We start from the raw sequence: 13,981 nt of genomic DNA on the forward strand, positions 1-13,981 counted from the left end.
GCTGACTTGGGATTGCCACGGAGAGAGCCCGGCACATGACTCGTCGCCGCATCATCATTGTCGATGACCATCCTTTGTTTCGCGCAGCCTTGCGGCAAACCCTGGCCGGGGGCGATGCGACGGTCAGCGTGGAAGAGGCCGGCGACCTCAGCGGCCTGAGCGCCTCGCTTGAGACCGATCGCGATTGCGACCTGGTCCTGCTCGATCTCAACATGCCCGGCGTACGCGGCTTTTCCGGCCTTCTGCTGCTGCGCGCGCAATATCCCGACATTCCGGTGATGATCATCTCGGCGGTCGAGGATGGCACTGTGGTGCGCCGCGCCTTCGAGCTGGGTGCCGCCGGCTACCTGCACAAATCGGTCGGCCCCACCGAAATCCGGCGCGCCATCGAAACCGTGCTGTCCGGCGAGGTCTTTGTGCCCGATGGCATGACATTGGGCGGCGAGGACAGCCAGACCGCGCTGATGCGGCGTCTCTCCACCCTGACCCCCCAGCAGGTGCGCGTTCTGATGATGCTCAGCGATGGGTTGATGAACAAGCAGATCGCCTACGAACTCACCATTTCCGAGGCGACCGTCAAGGCGCACGTCTCCGCCATCCTGCAAAAGCTCGACGTCGATAGCCGCACCCAGGCCGTCATCGCCGCCGCCCGCATCGAGGAAGGCCAGTTCGAGGCGCTGTTTTCGACTGGTGGCGAGAAGGCCTAGTTACGTTTGAAGACCTCATGGTGAGCTTGTCGAACCACGAGGTCGGGCGAGTGGAGGTCTGTGTGCCACGACCTCGTCCTTCGACAAGCTCAGGATGAGGTCTACTGTAGCCTTTCAAACCGCCCGCTTGGCCGCCCGCCCGCTCTGATTGGCCAGCCCGCTGATTGCGGCCCGCAACGCCGCTGGCTTGACCGGCTTGGTCACCACCGCGATGCCGCGATCTTCGGCCAGTGCGCGCACCGCCGGGCTGCGATCGGCGGTCACCAATGCTGCCGGCAGATGCCCGCCCAGATTATGCCGCAGCCATTCGATGGCATCGAGCCCCGAGGTTTGCTCGAGGTGATAATCCATCAGCACCATATCGGGATACCAGCCTTCGAGAAGCCGCTCGCGGTCGATCTGCTTGAGCGAAAGTGCCGTGCGCACATCGCATCCCCAATGGGTCAGCAGTCCCTCCATGGCCTCCAGGATCGCCCGCTCATTGTCGACGCACAGCACCTTGACGTCGAGCACGCCCACATTGGCCTCGCTGGGCTCAATTCCGCTCTCGATACTGGCCTGGGTCGAGCGCGACGCCGGCAGGAACAGCGAAAAGCGCGAGCCCCGGCCCTCCTGGCTGTCCAATTCCAGCGTCAGCCCCAGTGTCGCCACCAGGCGCTGCACGATGGACAGCCCCAGCCCTAGCCCCTGCGCCATGCGGGCGCCCCGATCGAGCCGCGAAAATTCGGCAAATACCAGCTTGTGCTGATCCTTGTTGAAGCCGATGCCGGTATCGATCACATCGATCCTGATGCGATTGCCGCGGCGCCGCGCGCCCACCAGCACCTTGCCGCCACTGGGGGTGTATTTGATGGCATTGGACACCAGGTTCTGCACGATGCGCCCCACCAGCATGCGGTCGGCCAGCACCACGGCCTGGGTGTTGACGATGCGCAGCGAAATCGCCCGCCCCCGCGCCATGGGCGCGAATTCCACCTCGATGCGCTTGAGCAAGTCGCGCGCGCTCACCGCAGTGGGCGCCGGCCGCACTGCGCCGCTATCGATGCGCGAAATATCGAGCAGCGCCGACATGATGTCTTCCACCGCGGTCAGCGAGGCCTCGATGGAATTGGCCAATTCGGCAAAAGCGGTCGATTTGGCCTGTTCGATCAGCGTCGAGGTATAGAGCCGCGCCGCATTGAGCGGCTGCAGCAGGTCGTGGCTGGCCGCCGCAAGAAACCGCGTCTTGTCATGGTTGGCGGCATCCGCCTTGGCCCGCGCATTTTCAAGCTCGGTATTGACCCGGGTCAGCGCCGCCGTGCGCTCTTCCACGCGCCCTTCCAGTGACTGGTTCATCCGCTCCAGTTCGCGTTCGGCCCGCACCCGGGCGGTGACGTCGGAAAAGCTGATGACCAATCCGCCATCAGGCAGGCGCGAGGAATGAAATTCCAGCGTCTGGCCGCCATTGCCCAGCCGTTGGGTCACCGTCGAGGGCAGGGCGGTCAGCAGGTTGATGCGCTCGATGGCCAGCCGCGCCGCATCGCCTCGTCCCAGATCCCCGCGATCCCCCAGATAGAGCGCAATATCGAATAACGGCGTGCCAGGCCGGATCAACGCCTCGGGCAGCGCCAACAGCGTGTTGTAGCGCTTGTTGGAAGTGATCAGCCGCAGCCCGCTATCGAACACGGCCACCCCTTGCGGGATGTGATCCATCGCCTGGGCCAGGTTTGCTGGCATGGTGTCGCGCTGGCTCGGCATAAAAGTCTGAACGCTCCGTTGTGGCGGCGACTATCCGCCCCTCTGCCAGGCTGCGCAAGATCGACTCTCGACCCATTGCCTTGTTGCAGTTAGTAATTAAGCCTTAGCTCGCCACGGGTGCGGCAGATGCCGATGGGAAGTGGCGGGTCAAATAACGGAGAGGGCTCTCATGCTAAAGGAATTTCGTGACTTCGCCATCAAGGGCAATATGATCGACCTGGCCATCGGCGTGATCATTGGCGCCGCGTTCGGCGCTATTGTTTCATCGCTTGTCGACGACGTCTTCATGCCGCTTATCGGCTTGATCATCGGCGGCGTTGATTTTTCCAATCTTTTCATCGTGCTGTCTAATCCCGGCGATGTCGCTGTCCCCTCGCTCGCCGCTGCCAAGGCCGCCGGTGTCGCCACCTTGAACATCGGCCTGTTCATCAACGCGGTGGTGAAATTTACGATCATCGCCTTTGTGCTGTTCATGGTGGTCAAGGCCATCAATTCGCTCAAGCGTGAAGCTGCAAAGGAGCCGGTGGAAGCCGCCCCGGCCCCGACCAAGGAAGAAGTGCTGCTCACCGAAATCCGTGACGCGCTACGCACCAATCCACGCTGAAAATATCGGAAGGCCGGAATCATTCCGGCCTTTTTCTTGCCATAGTCATAGGACGAAAGTCTGTTGACGCCACTACAAGAGGTAAATATACCTATATTCTAGGTAGTGACTCCTACGTGTTGTCCCGATGGGACGGCAGGAACACCTAGTGCAAATTACCGGGGCGATTTTCACCGCACAGATTCCGTTTTGGTCTCAGGAGCCGGCGGTCGCGGATGGCGGCGCGATATTTGAATCAAGCAGGTGAATTTTTGAATTAAGCGAAACTTGCCAACTGGGCAGAGAGGGCAAAATGAGCGACCAGACGTATTATCATTCGTTTCTCAACCGTGACCGGTTGATCCATATTGTCGATGCCGATCCATCCACCTGCGAGGCGCTGAGCATCCTGTTCAGGCTTGAGGGTTTTCAGACGAGCTTTTCTCTCGATGCCAGTCATTTCCTGGCCAGCCTGGATCGCCGCCGCCCCGACGTGGTGGTGATCAATCTGCGGATCGGCGAGGAAAGCGGCTTGGCGCTGCTGCGCCGCATTAAAGCCATGCGCACCGGCACCCCAGTTTTCATGCTGTCCGACACCCCCCAGCTCGAAGCGGCCGTAACGGCCATGAAGCTGGGTGCCTCCGACGTCATCGCCAAGCCCATCGATACCGAGCATTTCCTGGGCGTCGTGCGCGATGCCCTGCGCCGGGATGTGCATCTGGGCGCCATGCAGGGTGGTCGCCGGCCCGTGGAAGTGCGTGGCTTTTCCCAGCTCACCCCGCGCGAACGCGAAGTGCTCCAGCTGATCACCAACGGCCAATCCAACAAGGAAGCCGGCCGCGAGCTGGGCATTTCCCCTCGCACCATCGAAGTGCATCGCGCCCGGGTGATGGAAAAGCTGGGCGCCCGCAACACTGCCGATCTGATGCGGATTGTGCTGACGAGCTGAGGGGCCGTGGCTCTTATCCCTGCAAAAGAAGGCTAGGAGGGTGTCGGGATACGTTGTCCCAACGGTCATTCCGGCGTCCCATGTCGCCCCATCCCACAATGTCATTCCCGCGAAAGCGGGAACCTCTGTTTCCTTTCTTGACGCAGCAAAACGGAGGTTCCCGCTTTCGCGGGATGGCCCCTGAGGAGAGGGACGCCAGTGTGGGCGGCAAGATTGTAGGCCTTCTCAGCAGACCTCATGGTGAGCTTGTCGAACTACGAGGTCGTGGCACCCAAGCTGCAAACAACCTACCAAACAAAAATCCCCGAGACACGCCCGGGGATATTCAAATCATCATCCACTGCCGCCGCAGAAACTAACCGCCCGTCGTCGGCAGCGTCAGATCGCCCGAGGTCAATTTCCGCGCCGTGATGGCCGCATCGGCCCGCTCGCGCGGCAGCTCGAGGCTGGTCCATACACTCACCAAAGCATGGCGCAGCTCGAAGATCATCTCGTCGGTATGCAGCGGCGTCGGGGTAATGCGCAGCCGCTCGGTGCCCTTGGGCACGGTGGGGTAGTTGATCGGCTGGATATAGATATTGTGCTTGTCGAGCAGCATGTCGCTGGCCGCCTTGCATTGGCGCGCGTCGCCCACGATCAGCGGCACGATGTGGGTTTCGGTTTCCATTACCGGTAGGCCCGCATCGGCCAGGATTGCCTTGGTCAGCCGGGCCTGGCGCTGGTGCAGCATGCGCTCCTGCCCATTGCCCTTGAGATGTTCGATCGACGCCCGCGCCGCCGCACACAAGGCTGGGGGCAGGGCGGTGGTGAAGATGAATTCGGGCGCGTAGGAACGCACCGCATCCACGATGGCCCGATTGGCCGCGATATAGCCGCCCATCGTGCCAAAACCCTTGGCCAGCGTGCCCTCAATGATATCGATGCGCTCCATCAGCCCGTCGCGCTCGGCAATGCCGCCGCCGCGCGGGCCATACATGCCCACGGCATGGACTTCATCGATATAGGTCAGCGCGCCGAATTCCTCGGCCAGGTCGCAGATTTCCTTGATCGGGGCGATGTCGCCATCCATCGAATAGATGGATTCAAAGCAGATCAGCTTGGGTCGCTTGCGATCCACCTGCATCAGCAATTCGCGCAGATGCGCCACGTCATTGTGCCGGAAGATGACCTTCTGCATGCCCGATTGGCGCACGCCCTGGATCATCGAGGCATGGTTGAGCTGGTCGGAGAAGATCACGCAATCGGGCAAGAGCCGCGCAATGGTCGAAATCGCTGCCTCATTGGACACAAAGCCCGAGGTGAATACCAGCGCCGCTTCCTTGCGGTGCAGATCGGCCAGCGAACGTTCCAGCTCCACCAGCGGGCGGTTTGTGCCCGAAATATTGCGCGTGCCACCGGCGCCAACGCCCAGCTTGCCGGCGGTGTCCTGCATCGCGGCAATGACCTTTTCGTGCTGGCCCATGCCCAGGTAATCATTGGAGCACCAGATGGTGATCTCGCGCGCATTGTCGGCATCGTCGCGATAGATGGCCTTGGGGAAGTGTCCGGCCACCCGTTCGAGATCGGCGAAAACGCGATAGCGTTTTTCTGCCCGCAGCGTATCCACTGCGTCTTCGAAGATACCGCGATAGTCCATTCGAACGTCCCTTTATGCCCCGCCGCGGCCGATCCTTTGCCGGTCTGGCAGAATAGAAGAGTACCTAATCCCGGCGGCCAGCCATTGACATAGGTCAATTCGCCGCGCGGCTTGCGGGGGCCGTCCCGATGGGGCGATCGCGAGCAATTCAGACTCATTCTAAAGTGCAACGCCCTTGCTGCCAATGCTTTGCTTGCACTTTGGTGAGCCGCCTTGCACACGCCTCCGCCCCACGCTAACACTCCGGCGGAGGAGCTGCCATGACGCGATTTGCCCAATATCCCAGCCTGACCGGCATGCCGGTCGTCATCTCCGGTGGTGCTTCCGGCATCGGGGAAAGCCTGGTGCGCAACTTTGCCGCCCAGGGCGCCAGGGTCGGCTTCGTCGATATCGCGCTCGATGCCGGTGAAAAGCTCGCGGCCGAACTGGCCGGGCAGGGGCACCAGGTGCTGTTCACGCCCTGCGACGTCACCGAAACCGAAACCTATCAGGCAGCCATTGCCGGCTTTGCTGCTGCTCATGGCGATGCTCTGGCCTTGGTCAACAACGCCGCCCATGACCAGCGTCACGATTGGGCCGATGTCACCCCCGCCTATTGGGATGACCGCATGGCAGTCAATCTCAAGCATGCCTTCTTCGCCATTCAGGCCGTCGCGCCGGGCATGGTCCGTGCCGGGCGCGGCTCGATCATCAATACCGGTTCGATCAGCTGGATGATCATGTCCTCCCGCATCCCCATCTACGAAACCGCCAAGGCCGCCACTCACGGGCTCACGCGCGCCATGGCGCGCGAACTGGGCGGCTCGGGCATCCGGGTCAATTCCCTGGTCCCCGGCTGGGTCATGACCGAGCGGCAATTGACCCATTGGCTCGATGCCGAAGGCGAGAAGCTGATCGATCAGAACCAGGTGCTGGCCGGCCGGGTCTATCCCGACGATATTGCCCGCATGGCCCTGTTCCTTGCCGCCGATGACAGCGCGATGATTTCGGCCCAGCAATTCGTCGTCGATGGCGGCTGGGCCAATGCTTGAACATCATTGCCGTTCATCACTTGTTCAGCATATGTGATTCATCACCTTCCTGCCGCATTCCATCCGCAAAACGGGCACTTAATCCTTCAGGGGGACAATTGATGAAATCCAAGATTCTCGTGGCTCTTGCCGCGACACTGGCGCTGACCGCTTGCACCACCAATCCCTATACCGGTGAATCCCAGCTCTCCAACACCGCCGGCGGCGCGCTGATCGGTACGGGTGGCGGCGCTATTGCCGGCGCCCTGGTGGGTGCAGCCGTGGGCGGCGATCCGCGCGTTGGCGCCCTGATCGGCGCTGGCGTGGGTGGCCTGACCGGTGCGGCCATCGGCAGCTATATGGATCAGCAAGAGGCCGAATTGCGCGCCCAGCTGCAGGGCACCGGCGTTTCGGTGACCCGCGTTGGCCAGCAGATCATCCTCAACATGCCGTCCAACATCACCTTCGCCACCGACCAGTCGAATGTGCAGCCCCAGTTCAACCAGACCCTGGTCTCGGTCGCGCTGGTGCTCAAGAAGTTCGACAAGACCATTGTTGACGTCTATGGCCACACCGATAGCCAGGGCGATGACAATTATAATCTGTCGCTGTCCCAGCGCCGCGCCGTTTCGGTCGCCACGATCCTGGCCAACCAGGGCATCGATCAGCGCCGCTTCTTCATCGAGGGCAAGGGCGAATCAAGCCCGATCGCATCCAACGCCACCGAACAGGGCCGCGCCCAGAACCGCCGCGTCGAAATCCAGATTTCGCCCATCAACGGCTGATCGGTCCATTTTACGATATGAAAAGCGCGGCCTCGGTGCCGCGCTTTTTTATTGCGCCGGGGCCACGGGTTCCACCACCGGGGCCGATGTCGGCGTCGCCGGCTGCACATCACTTCCCGGCGCGCCGTTGAACAACTGCAGGATCAGCAGCACCGCAATCACGATCGCCAGCCCCACCACGCCATAGAGCCACCAATTGGTCGGCCCCGTCGCGCCCACGGTCTCGTCATGCTCGCCCGCCACCTTGATCGGCGTGTCACCCGGCACCTCGATGCGTGCGCCATTCTCATCGATCAGATTGTCCACATTCGCCACAGTCGGCGTCGGAGTCTTGGGTATATTAGCCATGTTTCTCTCCCCTGTTTTTCTGCCGATTCAATGCCCGTTGGCCGTGGCGGTTCCCTGCGCCGGGCGGACGCGGTGGTTTCGATCACGCTTTTTCTATCTCGGAACCCAAGGGGAAAATCTCGCGTTGCCCTAGCATTCCAACGAAGAGGAGTTCGAAATGGCTTACGACGACATTCGCAACCGCGACCCCGACGTCAAGGAGACCCACGATTTGATCGCGTCGGACAAGGTCGAGGGCACCAAGGTCTACGATCCCGCTGGCGAGCACATTGGCTCCATCGAGCGCATCCTGGTGGAAAAGCGCAGCGGCAAGGTGTCCTATGCCGTCCTCAGCTTCGGCGGCTTCCTTGGCATGGGCCACGACCATTACCCACTCCCCTGGAGCAAGCTGAACTATGACGAAAGCCTGGGCGGCTACCGGGTCGATGTCACCAAGGACCAGCTTGAAGGCGCACCCAGATACGACATCGAAGACGACGATTACTGGACCGCCGAAAACGGCCGCCGCGTCTACGACTATTACGGGGTCGCCCCCTACTGGCTCTAACACCGCCAGAAATGAGCCATGCACAACCGGCGTCCTCCGGGGCGCCGGTTTTCTACGTCACCAGCCAACACGGCAGTCAATTTCAGGGAAAATCTGAATGGTGCTGCCGGACAGGATTGAACTGTCGGCCTCTCCCTTACCAAGGGAGTGCTCTACCACTGAGCTACGGCAGCATCTGCGCGGCAGGGCTAAGCCCGGTGCGGCGACGGGCGCTCTAGTGCCATAGGCCAAACCTCGACGCAAGGCCAAAAAGCGCATATCAACCTGCAAGTGCCAACCTGAGGTCAAGGGAGGAAAGCCGCAGGCCGGCTTTTCACCACAAACCTTGCGAGAACATGGGCTAACGCCGGACTGATGAGCAAATCCGAACAGGCAGCGCAGCGCGAGCAAAGACTGGCCGCCAAGCTGCGCGAAAATCTCAAACGCCGTAAGGGCCAGCTCAAGGCCCGTGCCGATGCCGATACGCGTTCGCCCCAGATCGATCCGGCCGCCCAGGAGAAAACGGGCAATAAACCGTAAACCATTTTCGGGCTGAATTGACCCTCACGCCACAGGGTCGAAATCGCCACCATGTTTTCGACAAATCCGGCAGACATTTAACACCATGGAACGACCGGTTGTGATTCCAGCACAATCTCCCGTGTTCCGGGCCTGAGCCGCATCGCCCGCCTTGTTGGGGGGACACGATTCGGCTATTGAGGCCAACTCTCACCTCAGGGGCGTTTCCCGCTCCGCTTAAGGATATCCAGGATGGATCGCATTCGTTTGGTCGGCGGCAATGAACTGCACGGGGAAATCGTCATCTCCGGCGCCAAGAATGCCGCACTGCCGCTGATGATCGCCTCGCTTTTGACCGATGAGCCCCTGGTGCTGCAAAATGTGCCGCGCCTCGCCGACGTCAAACAGCTCGAGCGCATCCTTGAAAACCACGGCGTCGATATTGCCGTGCATGGGCGCCGCCGCGGCGAGGAAGAGGGCGTGGGCCAGCGCATGACCTTCCATGCCGCCGATATCGTCGACACCACCGCGCCCTATGATCTGGTCTCCAAGATGCGCGCCAGCTTCTGGGTCATCGGCCCCCTGCTGGCGCGCGAGCATAATGCCCGCGTTTCCCTGCCGGGCGGCTGCGCCATCGGCACGCGGCCCGTCGATCTCTTCCTCTTCGGCCTCAAGGAACTGGGCGCTGAAATCGACATCGACGAAGGCTATGTCGTGGTCAAGGCGCCCAAGGGCGGCCTCAAGGGTGCCCATATCGTCTTCCCCAAAGTGTCGGTCGGCGCCACCCACACCATCATGATGGCCGCGACGCTCGCCAAGGGCACGACCATTATCGAGAATGCCGCCCAGGAGCCCGAAATCACCAATGTCGCCGAATGTCTTGTCGCCATGGGCGCCAAGATCTCCGGCATCGGCACCCGCACGCTGACCATTGAAGGCGTCGACAAGCTGCATGGCGCCACGGTCGATGTCATTCCCGACCGCATCGAAACTGGCACCTTCGCCATGGCGACCGCAATGACAGGCGGCAACGTACTGCTCAAGGGCGCCCGCGCCCAGCATCTGGAAGCCGCGCTCGACGTTCTGGGCAAGACCGGTACGGTGATCACCCCGGAAGCCGATGGCCTGCGTGTCTATCGCAACGGCAATGGCATCCAGCCGGTCGATATCGAAACCGATCCCTTCCCCGGCTTTCCGACGGACCTGCAGGCCCAGTTCATGGCGTTGATGACCATGAGCTCGGGCACCAGCCAGATTCGCGAAACCATCTTCGAAAACCGCTACATGCATGTGGCCGAACTGGCCCGCTTCGGCGCCGATATCACCGTCGATGGCCAGGTCGCCACCGTCACCGGCAAGTCGCAGCTCAAGGGCGCCCAGGTGATGGCAACCGATCTGCGCGCCTCGGTCTCGCTGGTCATTGCCGGCCTCGCCGCCAAGGGCGAAACCGTGGTCAACCGCATCTATCATCTGGATCGCGGTTTCGAGCGTCTCGAAGACAAGCTGAGCCGCTGCGGCGCCGAAATCGAACGGCTCGCCGGCTAGGCCCACCCAATATCGGCAGGCGCTGTTAATCCAGCGTCTGCCGATACCGCATCATCGCCACCACCGAGATCACGCCCACGATCACGGCCAGCGCGAAAAACTCGCCGCCCAGATCCCAGCTATCGGCTCCTTTCAACATCACCATGCGCACCAGCCGGATGAAATGCGTCGCCGGCACCGCCGTGCCCAGGCCCTGCGCCCAGCCGGGCATGCCGGCAAAGGGGAACATGAAGCCCGAGAGCAGGATCGAGGGCAGGATGGTGAAAAAGCTCAGCTGCATGGCCTGCATCTGGTTGCGTGCCAGTGTCGAGATCAGAAAGCCCAGCGCCAGATTGCCCAGGATGAACAGGTTGAAGCCGATGAAGAAGGCCATGAATGTGCCCTCGAACGGCACGCCGAACAACGCAAACGCGGCCACCAGGAACACCGCCGTCTGCACATAGCCCACCAGCACATAGGGCAGGATCTTGCCCAGCATCACCTCGAACGGCCGCACGGGCGTCGAAATCAGCATTTCCATCGTGCCGCGCTCGCGCTCCTTGACGATGGCGACCGCAGTGATCATCACCATGGTCATCGAGAGGATGATGGCGAGCAGCCCCGGCACGATATTGGTCGAGGTCTTGCCCTCCGGATTATAGGCCCGGTGCACGATGACGCCGAACGGGGCAGGGGAGCCCGCCACCTGAGCCAGCGGCCCGGTCAATGTCTGGCTTACCGCGCCCGCAACGATCCCGCTCAGCGCCGCGGCCGCGCCGCCAACCGCCGATGGATCCGCCGCATCGGCTGCCACCAGAATATCGGGCTGCCGTCCCCGCACCACATCGCGCTCGAAATTGGCCGGGATGACCACGACGAAATTGGCGCTGCCGCGCCGTAACGCGTCCTCGCCCTGATCCGGGCCATGCACGACGCCTTCAAAATCGAAATAGCCCGAAATCTGCATCCCGGCCAGCACCGCGCGCACGATCGGGCCGTCGTCATTGACCTCGACCAGCGTGGGCAGGTGGCGCGGATCGGCATTGATGGCAAAGCCGAACAGCAGCAATTGGATGATGGGCAGGCCGATCATCATGGCAAAGGTGACGCGGTCGCGCCGCATCTGGATGAATTCCTTCAGCAGCACCGCCCCAAAGCGCGACAACGAGAAGAACCGGTTCATGCCGCATCCCGCGCGAAATTATCGCGCGCCCCCGTCATGAGATAAATGAACGCCTCCTCCAGCCCCGCCGCCTGCAGACTCCAGCGATAGAGGCCCTTGGCCTCGTGTTGCCGCACCGTGCCTTCCAGCGCCGCCGCATCGGTCCCCGAGACATGCAGGGTCGAACCAAATCGCGCGATCTGCAGCACGCCGGGCTGCCCGGTAAGCTCGGCCTCGAGCGCGGCAAGGTCCGGCCCCTCCGCCCGCCACGTGGTCAGCCCCACCATTTTGGGAATGTCGGCCGCCGGCCCGTCGATCAGCTTCTTGCCATAGGCGATATAGGTGATGAAATCGCACTGCACCGCTTCGTCCATGTAATGGGTCGAGACCAGTACGGTGACACCGGCCTTGCTCAGCCGGCGGATCTCATCCCAGAAATCGCGCCGCGCCTTGGGATCGACGCCCGCCGTGGGCTCGTCCAGCAGCAGCAATTGCGGGTCGTGGATCAGGCAGGCCGCCAGTGCCAACCGCTGCTTCCAACCGCCCGACAGCGTGCCCGCCAATTGTCCCGAGCGGTCCGCCAGCCCCAGATCGGCCAGCGCGGCGCTCACCCGCTTGCTCCGGTCGGCAATTCCATACATCCGCGCCACGAAATCGAGATTTTCGCGAATGGTCAGGTCTTCATAGAGGCTGAATTTCTGCGTCATATAGCCGACCTGCGTCTTGATCGCGGCGGCCTCCCGGCGCACATCGAAACCCAGGCACGTGCCTTGCCCCGCATCGGCCAGCAGCAGCCCGCACAGCATGCGGATCGTGGTCGTCTTGCCCGAGCCGTTCGGCCCCAGAAAGCCATAGATGGCGCCACGCGGCACCCGGATGTCGAAATGGTCGACCACCAGCTTGTCGCCAAAGCTCTTGGTGAGCCCGGTCACGTCGATGACGTTTTCCCCGTTCACCGCGTCACCGTTACCGGCTGGCCCGGCCGCAAATCTCCGGGCGCCTCGAGCTCGGCTTCCACCAGATAAACCAGCCGCCCGCGCTCTTCTTTTGAATAGATCACCGGTGGGGTGGTCTGCGGCTCGCTGGCAAAATAGGTGATTCTGGCGCTCATCGCTGCACAGCCATCGCACCCCACCTGCACCACGCCACCCACCGCCAGCGCCGAGCGCTCGGCTTCCGGCACGAAGAACCGCGCTTTGAGTGCCCCTTGGGGCAGGATTGACACTACCGGCGTGCCCGCCGCAGCAATCTCTCCCGCTGAATAGAACAATCGATCCACAATGCCGGCGACCGGCGCCACGGTCTGGCGATCCCTCAGGTCGAGCTGCGCCCTATTGGCATCGGCTGCCGCAGCCTCCAGCTCGGCCTCGGCCGCCACTTGCTGCGCATTGCGCGCCGGCAATTCGGCCACGCCCACTTGCGCAGTAAGTTGGGCCACCTGTGCCTCTGCCGAGGCCCGTGCCGCGCGGTCCTGTTCAACCCGCGCTTGCGTTGTCGTGCCTGCCGCCAGCAATTTTTCGCTGCGCGCCAGGTTCGATTGCGCCAACGCCAGATCCGACTGCGCCTTGGCCAGCGAGGCACGGATTACATCCACCTCCAGCGCCCGGCCGCCTGTCGTCAGATTATCGAGATTTGCCTCTGCCGATTGCCTGCGCGCCAGCGCCGCCGTCAACAGCGCCTGCTGCTGCGCATCGTCCTGGGCGAACAACATGTCACCCATGGCGACCGGCTCGCCCTCCGCCACCGCCATATCGGCAATGCGCCCGGCACCAACTGGCGCCACATAGACATAGTCTGCCTCCAGATATCCCGGGTACCCGGCCGCATCGCCCGCTCCGCCCGGCAGCAAGGCCATTATCGCCGCGAAAATACCTCCGAGGAAATCGCTCATGGCCGGGCCTCCGCCGGTTGCGTGCTGATGCCGTGAAACAGGATGTCGAGATGGTTGGCGACGAACCGCTCGAGCGCCAGGTCCCCGCCCGCCGGCATGATGCCGAACAATTCGCCCAGTGCCACATGGGCCAGCAGCGGGCCGATGATCGAGCGCACCGTCAGTTCGGGATCGACCTTGCGCAGTGTGCCGCTCTCCACCCCGCGCCGGATCAGCCCGATCAGCGCCGGCATCACCTTGTCGAGCACTTCATTGCGATAGAACGTGGCGATGAAGGGAAAGCTCAGCACCTCCCGCAACACCAGCTTGGGCACGGCGATCGCCTCGGGCCGCGCCAATTGCTGGATCAGCACCGTCAGCAGCATGGTAATGGGCACGCGCGGATCGCCCTCATAGGTCTCGAGGTCCGGCAGGGCCCGCAACGCAATCGGCGCCACCGCCCGCCGCACAATCCCCTCGATCAGCGCTTCCTTGGATGGAAAATAGAGATAGACCGTCCCCTTGGACACGCCCGCCCGCCGCGCCACCTCATCCACCTTGGCCGCCGCATAGCCTTTCTCCACAAACACCGCCCGCGCCGCATCCAGCACCCCATCCGGCCCCC

At 62.5% G+C, this 13,981-nt stretch carries 15 protein-coding genes and 1 tRNA gene; 8 read left to right on the forward strand and 8 right to left on the reverse strand.

Annotated elements, in window-relative coordinates:
- Positions 1–35: 35 nt before the first annotated feature.
- A complete protein-coding gene (locus tag FF80_RS10115) occupies positions 36–707 on the forward strand; it encodes a response regulator transcription factor (protein ID WP_035099915.1) in 672 nt (223 codons plus the stop codon).
- A gap of 114 nt (positions 708–821) precedes the next feature.
- Here the strand turns inward: FF80_RS10115 and FF80_RS10120 are convergent, their stop codons facing one another.
- On the reverse strand, positions 822–2,444 hold the full coding sequence (locus FF80_RS10120; RefSeq protein ID WP_052153380.1) for a hybrid sensor histidine kinase/response regulator: 1,623 nt from the start codon (positions 2,442–2,444) through the stop codon (positions 822–824).
- A gap of 169 nt (positions 2,445–2,613) precedes the next feature.
- On the opposite strand from FF80_RS10120, the gene mscL reads away from it, so the two are divergent.
- Both mscL and FF80_RS10130 read left to right on the forward strand, forming a co-directional pair.
- Positions 2,614–3,048: a large conductance mechanosensitive channel protein MscL gene (gene mscL / locus FF80_RS10125; RefSeq protein ID WP_035099916.1), complete on the forward strand. Its 435-nt coding sequence runs from the start codon at positions 2,614–2,616 to the stop codon at positions 3,046–3,048.
- 292 nt (positions 3,049–3,340) lie between these two features.
- Positions 3,341–3,976 (forward strand): LuxR C-terminal-related transcriptional regulator, encoded by a 636-nt coding sequence (locus FF80_RS10130; RefSeq protein WP_052153381.1) that lies wholly within the window; start codon positions 3,341–3,343, stop codon positions 3,974–3,976.
- A 355-nt stretch (positions 3,977–4,331) separates the two neighbouring features.
- On the opposite strand, the gene hemA is transcribed toward FF80_RS10130, so the two are convergent.
- Entirely contained in the window at positions 4,332–5,612 is a 1,281-nt protein-coding gene (gene hemA / locus FF80_RS10135; protein WP_035099918.1) for a 5-aminolevulinate synthase, read from the reverse strand.
- A gap of 260 nt (positions 5,613–5,872) precedes the next feature.
- Between hemA and FF80_RS10140 the strand changes: the two genes are divergently transcribed.
- Both FF80_RS10140 and FF80_RS10145 read left to right on the forward strand, forming a co-directional pair.
- Positions 5,873–6,643, forward strand: coding sequence for an SDR family oxidoreductase (locus tag FF80_RS10140; RefSeq protein ID WP_035099920.1), 771 nt, complete (start codon positions 5,873–5,875; stop codon positions 6,641–6,643).
- A gap of 101 nt (positions 6,644–6,744) precedes the next feature.
- Positions 6,745–7,407, forward strand: a complete 663-nt coding sequence (locus FF80_RS10145; protein WP_113124039.1) for an OmpA family protein — start codon at positions 6,745–6,747, stop codon at positions 7,405–7,407.
- Between the two features lie 48 nt (positions 7,408–7,455).
- Here FF80_RS10145 and FF80_RS10150 read toward each other — a convergent pair whose 3' ends face one another.
- The gene (locus FF80_RS10150; protein WP_035099925.1) at positions 7,456–7,755 is read right to left on the reverse strand and encodes a hypothetical protein; all 300 of its coding nucleotides are present in this window, start codon (positions 7,753–7,755) and stop codon (positions 7,456–7,458) included.
- Positions 7,756–7,912: 157 nt separating this feature from the next.
- Here FF80_RS10150 and FF80_RS10155 point away from each other — a divergent pair, with 157 nt between their 5' ends.
- A complete protein-coding gene (locus tag FF80_RS10155; protein ID WP_035099927.1) occupies positions 7,913–8,302 on the forward strand; it encodes a PRC-barrel domain-containing protein in 390 nt (129 codons plus the stop codon).
- Positions 8,303–8,400: 98 nt separating this feature from the next.
- On the opposite strand, the gene FF80_RS10160 is transcribed toward FF80_RS10155, so the two are convergent.
- A tRNA-Thr gene (locus FF80_RS10160) sits at positions 8,401–8,475 on the reverse strand.
- A 181-nt stretch (positions 8,476–8,656) separates the two neighbouring features.
- On the opposite strand from FF80_RS10160, the gene FF80_RS22090 reads away from it, so the two are divergent.
- Together FF80_RS22090 and murA are read left to right on the forward strand one after the other, a co-directional pair.
- Complete coding sequence (locus tag FF80_RS22090; RefSeq protein ID WP_200877188.1) at positions 8,657–8,821, forward strand: hypothetical protein; 165 nt, start codon at positions 8,657–8,659, stop codon at positions 8,819–8,821.
- Positions 8,822–9,052: 231 nt separating this feature from the next.
- A complete protein-coding gene (gene murA / locus FF80_RS10165) occupies positions 9,053–10,345 on the forward strand; it encodes a UDP-N-acetylglucosamine 1-carboxyvinyltransferase (protein WP_035099930.1) in 1,293 nt (430 codons plus the stop codon).
- 25 nt (positions 10,346–10,370) lie between these two features.
- Here murA and FF80_RS10170 read toward each other — a convergent pair whose 3' ends face one another.
- The 4 genes from FF80_RS10170 to FF80_RS10185 form a co-directional block, all read right to left on the reverse strand.
- Positions 10,371–11,507 (reverse strand): ABC transporter permease, encoded by a 1,137-nt coding sequence (locus tag FF80_RS10170; RefSeq protein WP_035099933.1) that lies wholly within the window; start codon positions 11,505–11,507, stop codon positions 10,371–10,373.
- Entirely contained in the window at positions 11,504–12,442 is a 939-nt protein-coding gene (locus FF80_RS10175) for an ABC transporter ATP-binding protein (RefSeq protein WP_035099935.1), read from the reverse strand. The genes FF80_RS10170 and FF80_RS10175 overlap by 4 nt, the downstream gene beginning before the upstream one ends.
- Positions 12,439–13,377: an HlyD family efflux transporter periplasmic adaptor subunit gene (locus tag FF80_RS10180; protein WP_035099939.1), complete on the reverse strand. Its 939-nt coding sequence runs from the start codon at positions 13,375–13,377 to the stop codon at positions 12,439–12,441. The genes FF80_RS10175 and FF80_RS10180 overlap by 4 nt, the downstream gene beginning before the upstream one ends.
- A partial coding sequence (locus tag FF80_RS10185; protein WP_035099970.1) for a TetR/AcrR family transcriptional regulator occupies positions 13,374–13,981 on the reverse strand: 608 nt, incomplete at its 5' end. The genes FF80_RS10185 and FF80_RS10180, both read right to left, overlap by 4 nt.

This window comes from Devosia sp. LC5 (genome assembly GCF_000735585.1).
GTDB lineage: Bacteria > Pseudomonadota > Alphaproteobacteria > Rhizobiales > Devosiaceae > Devosia.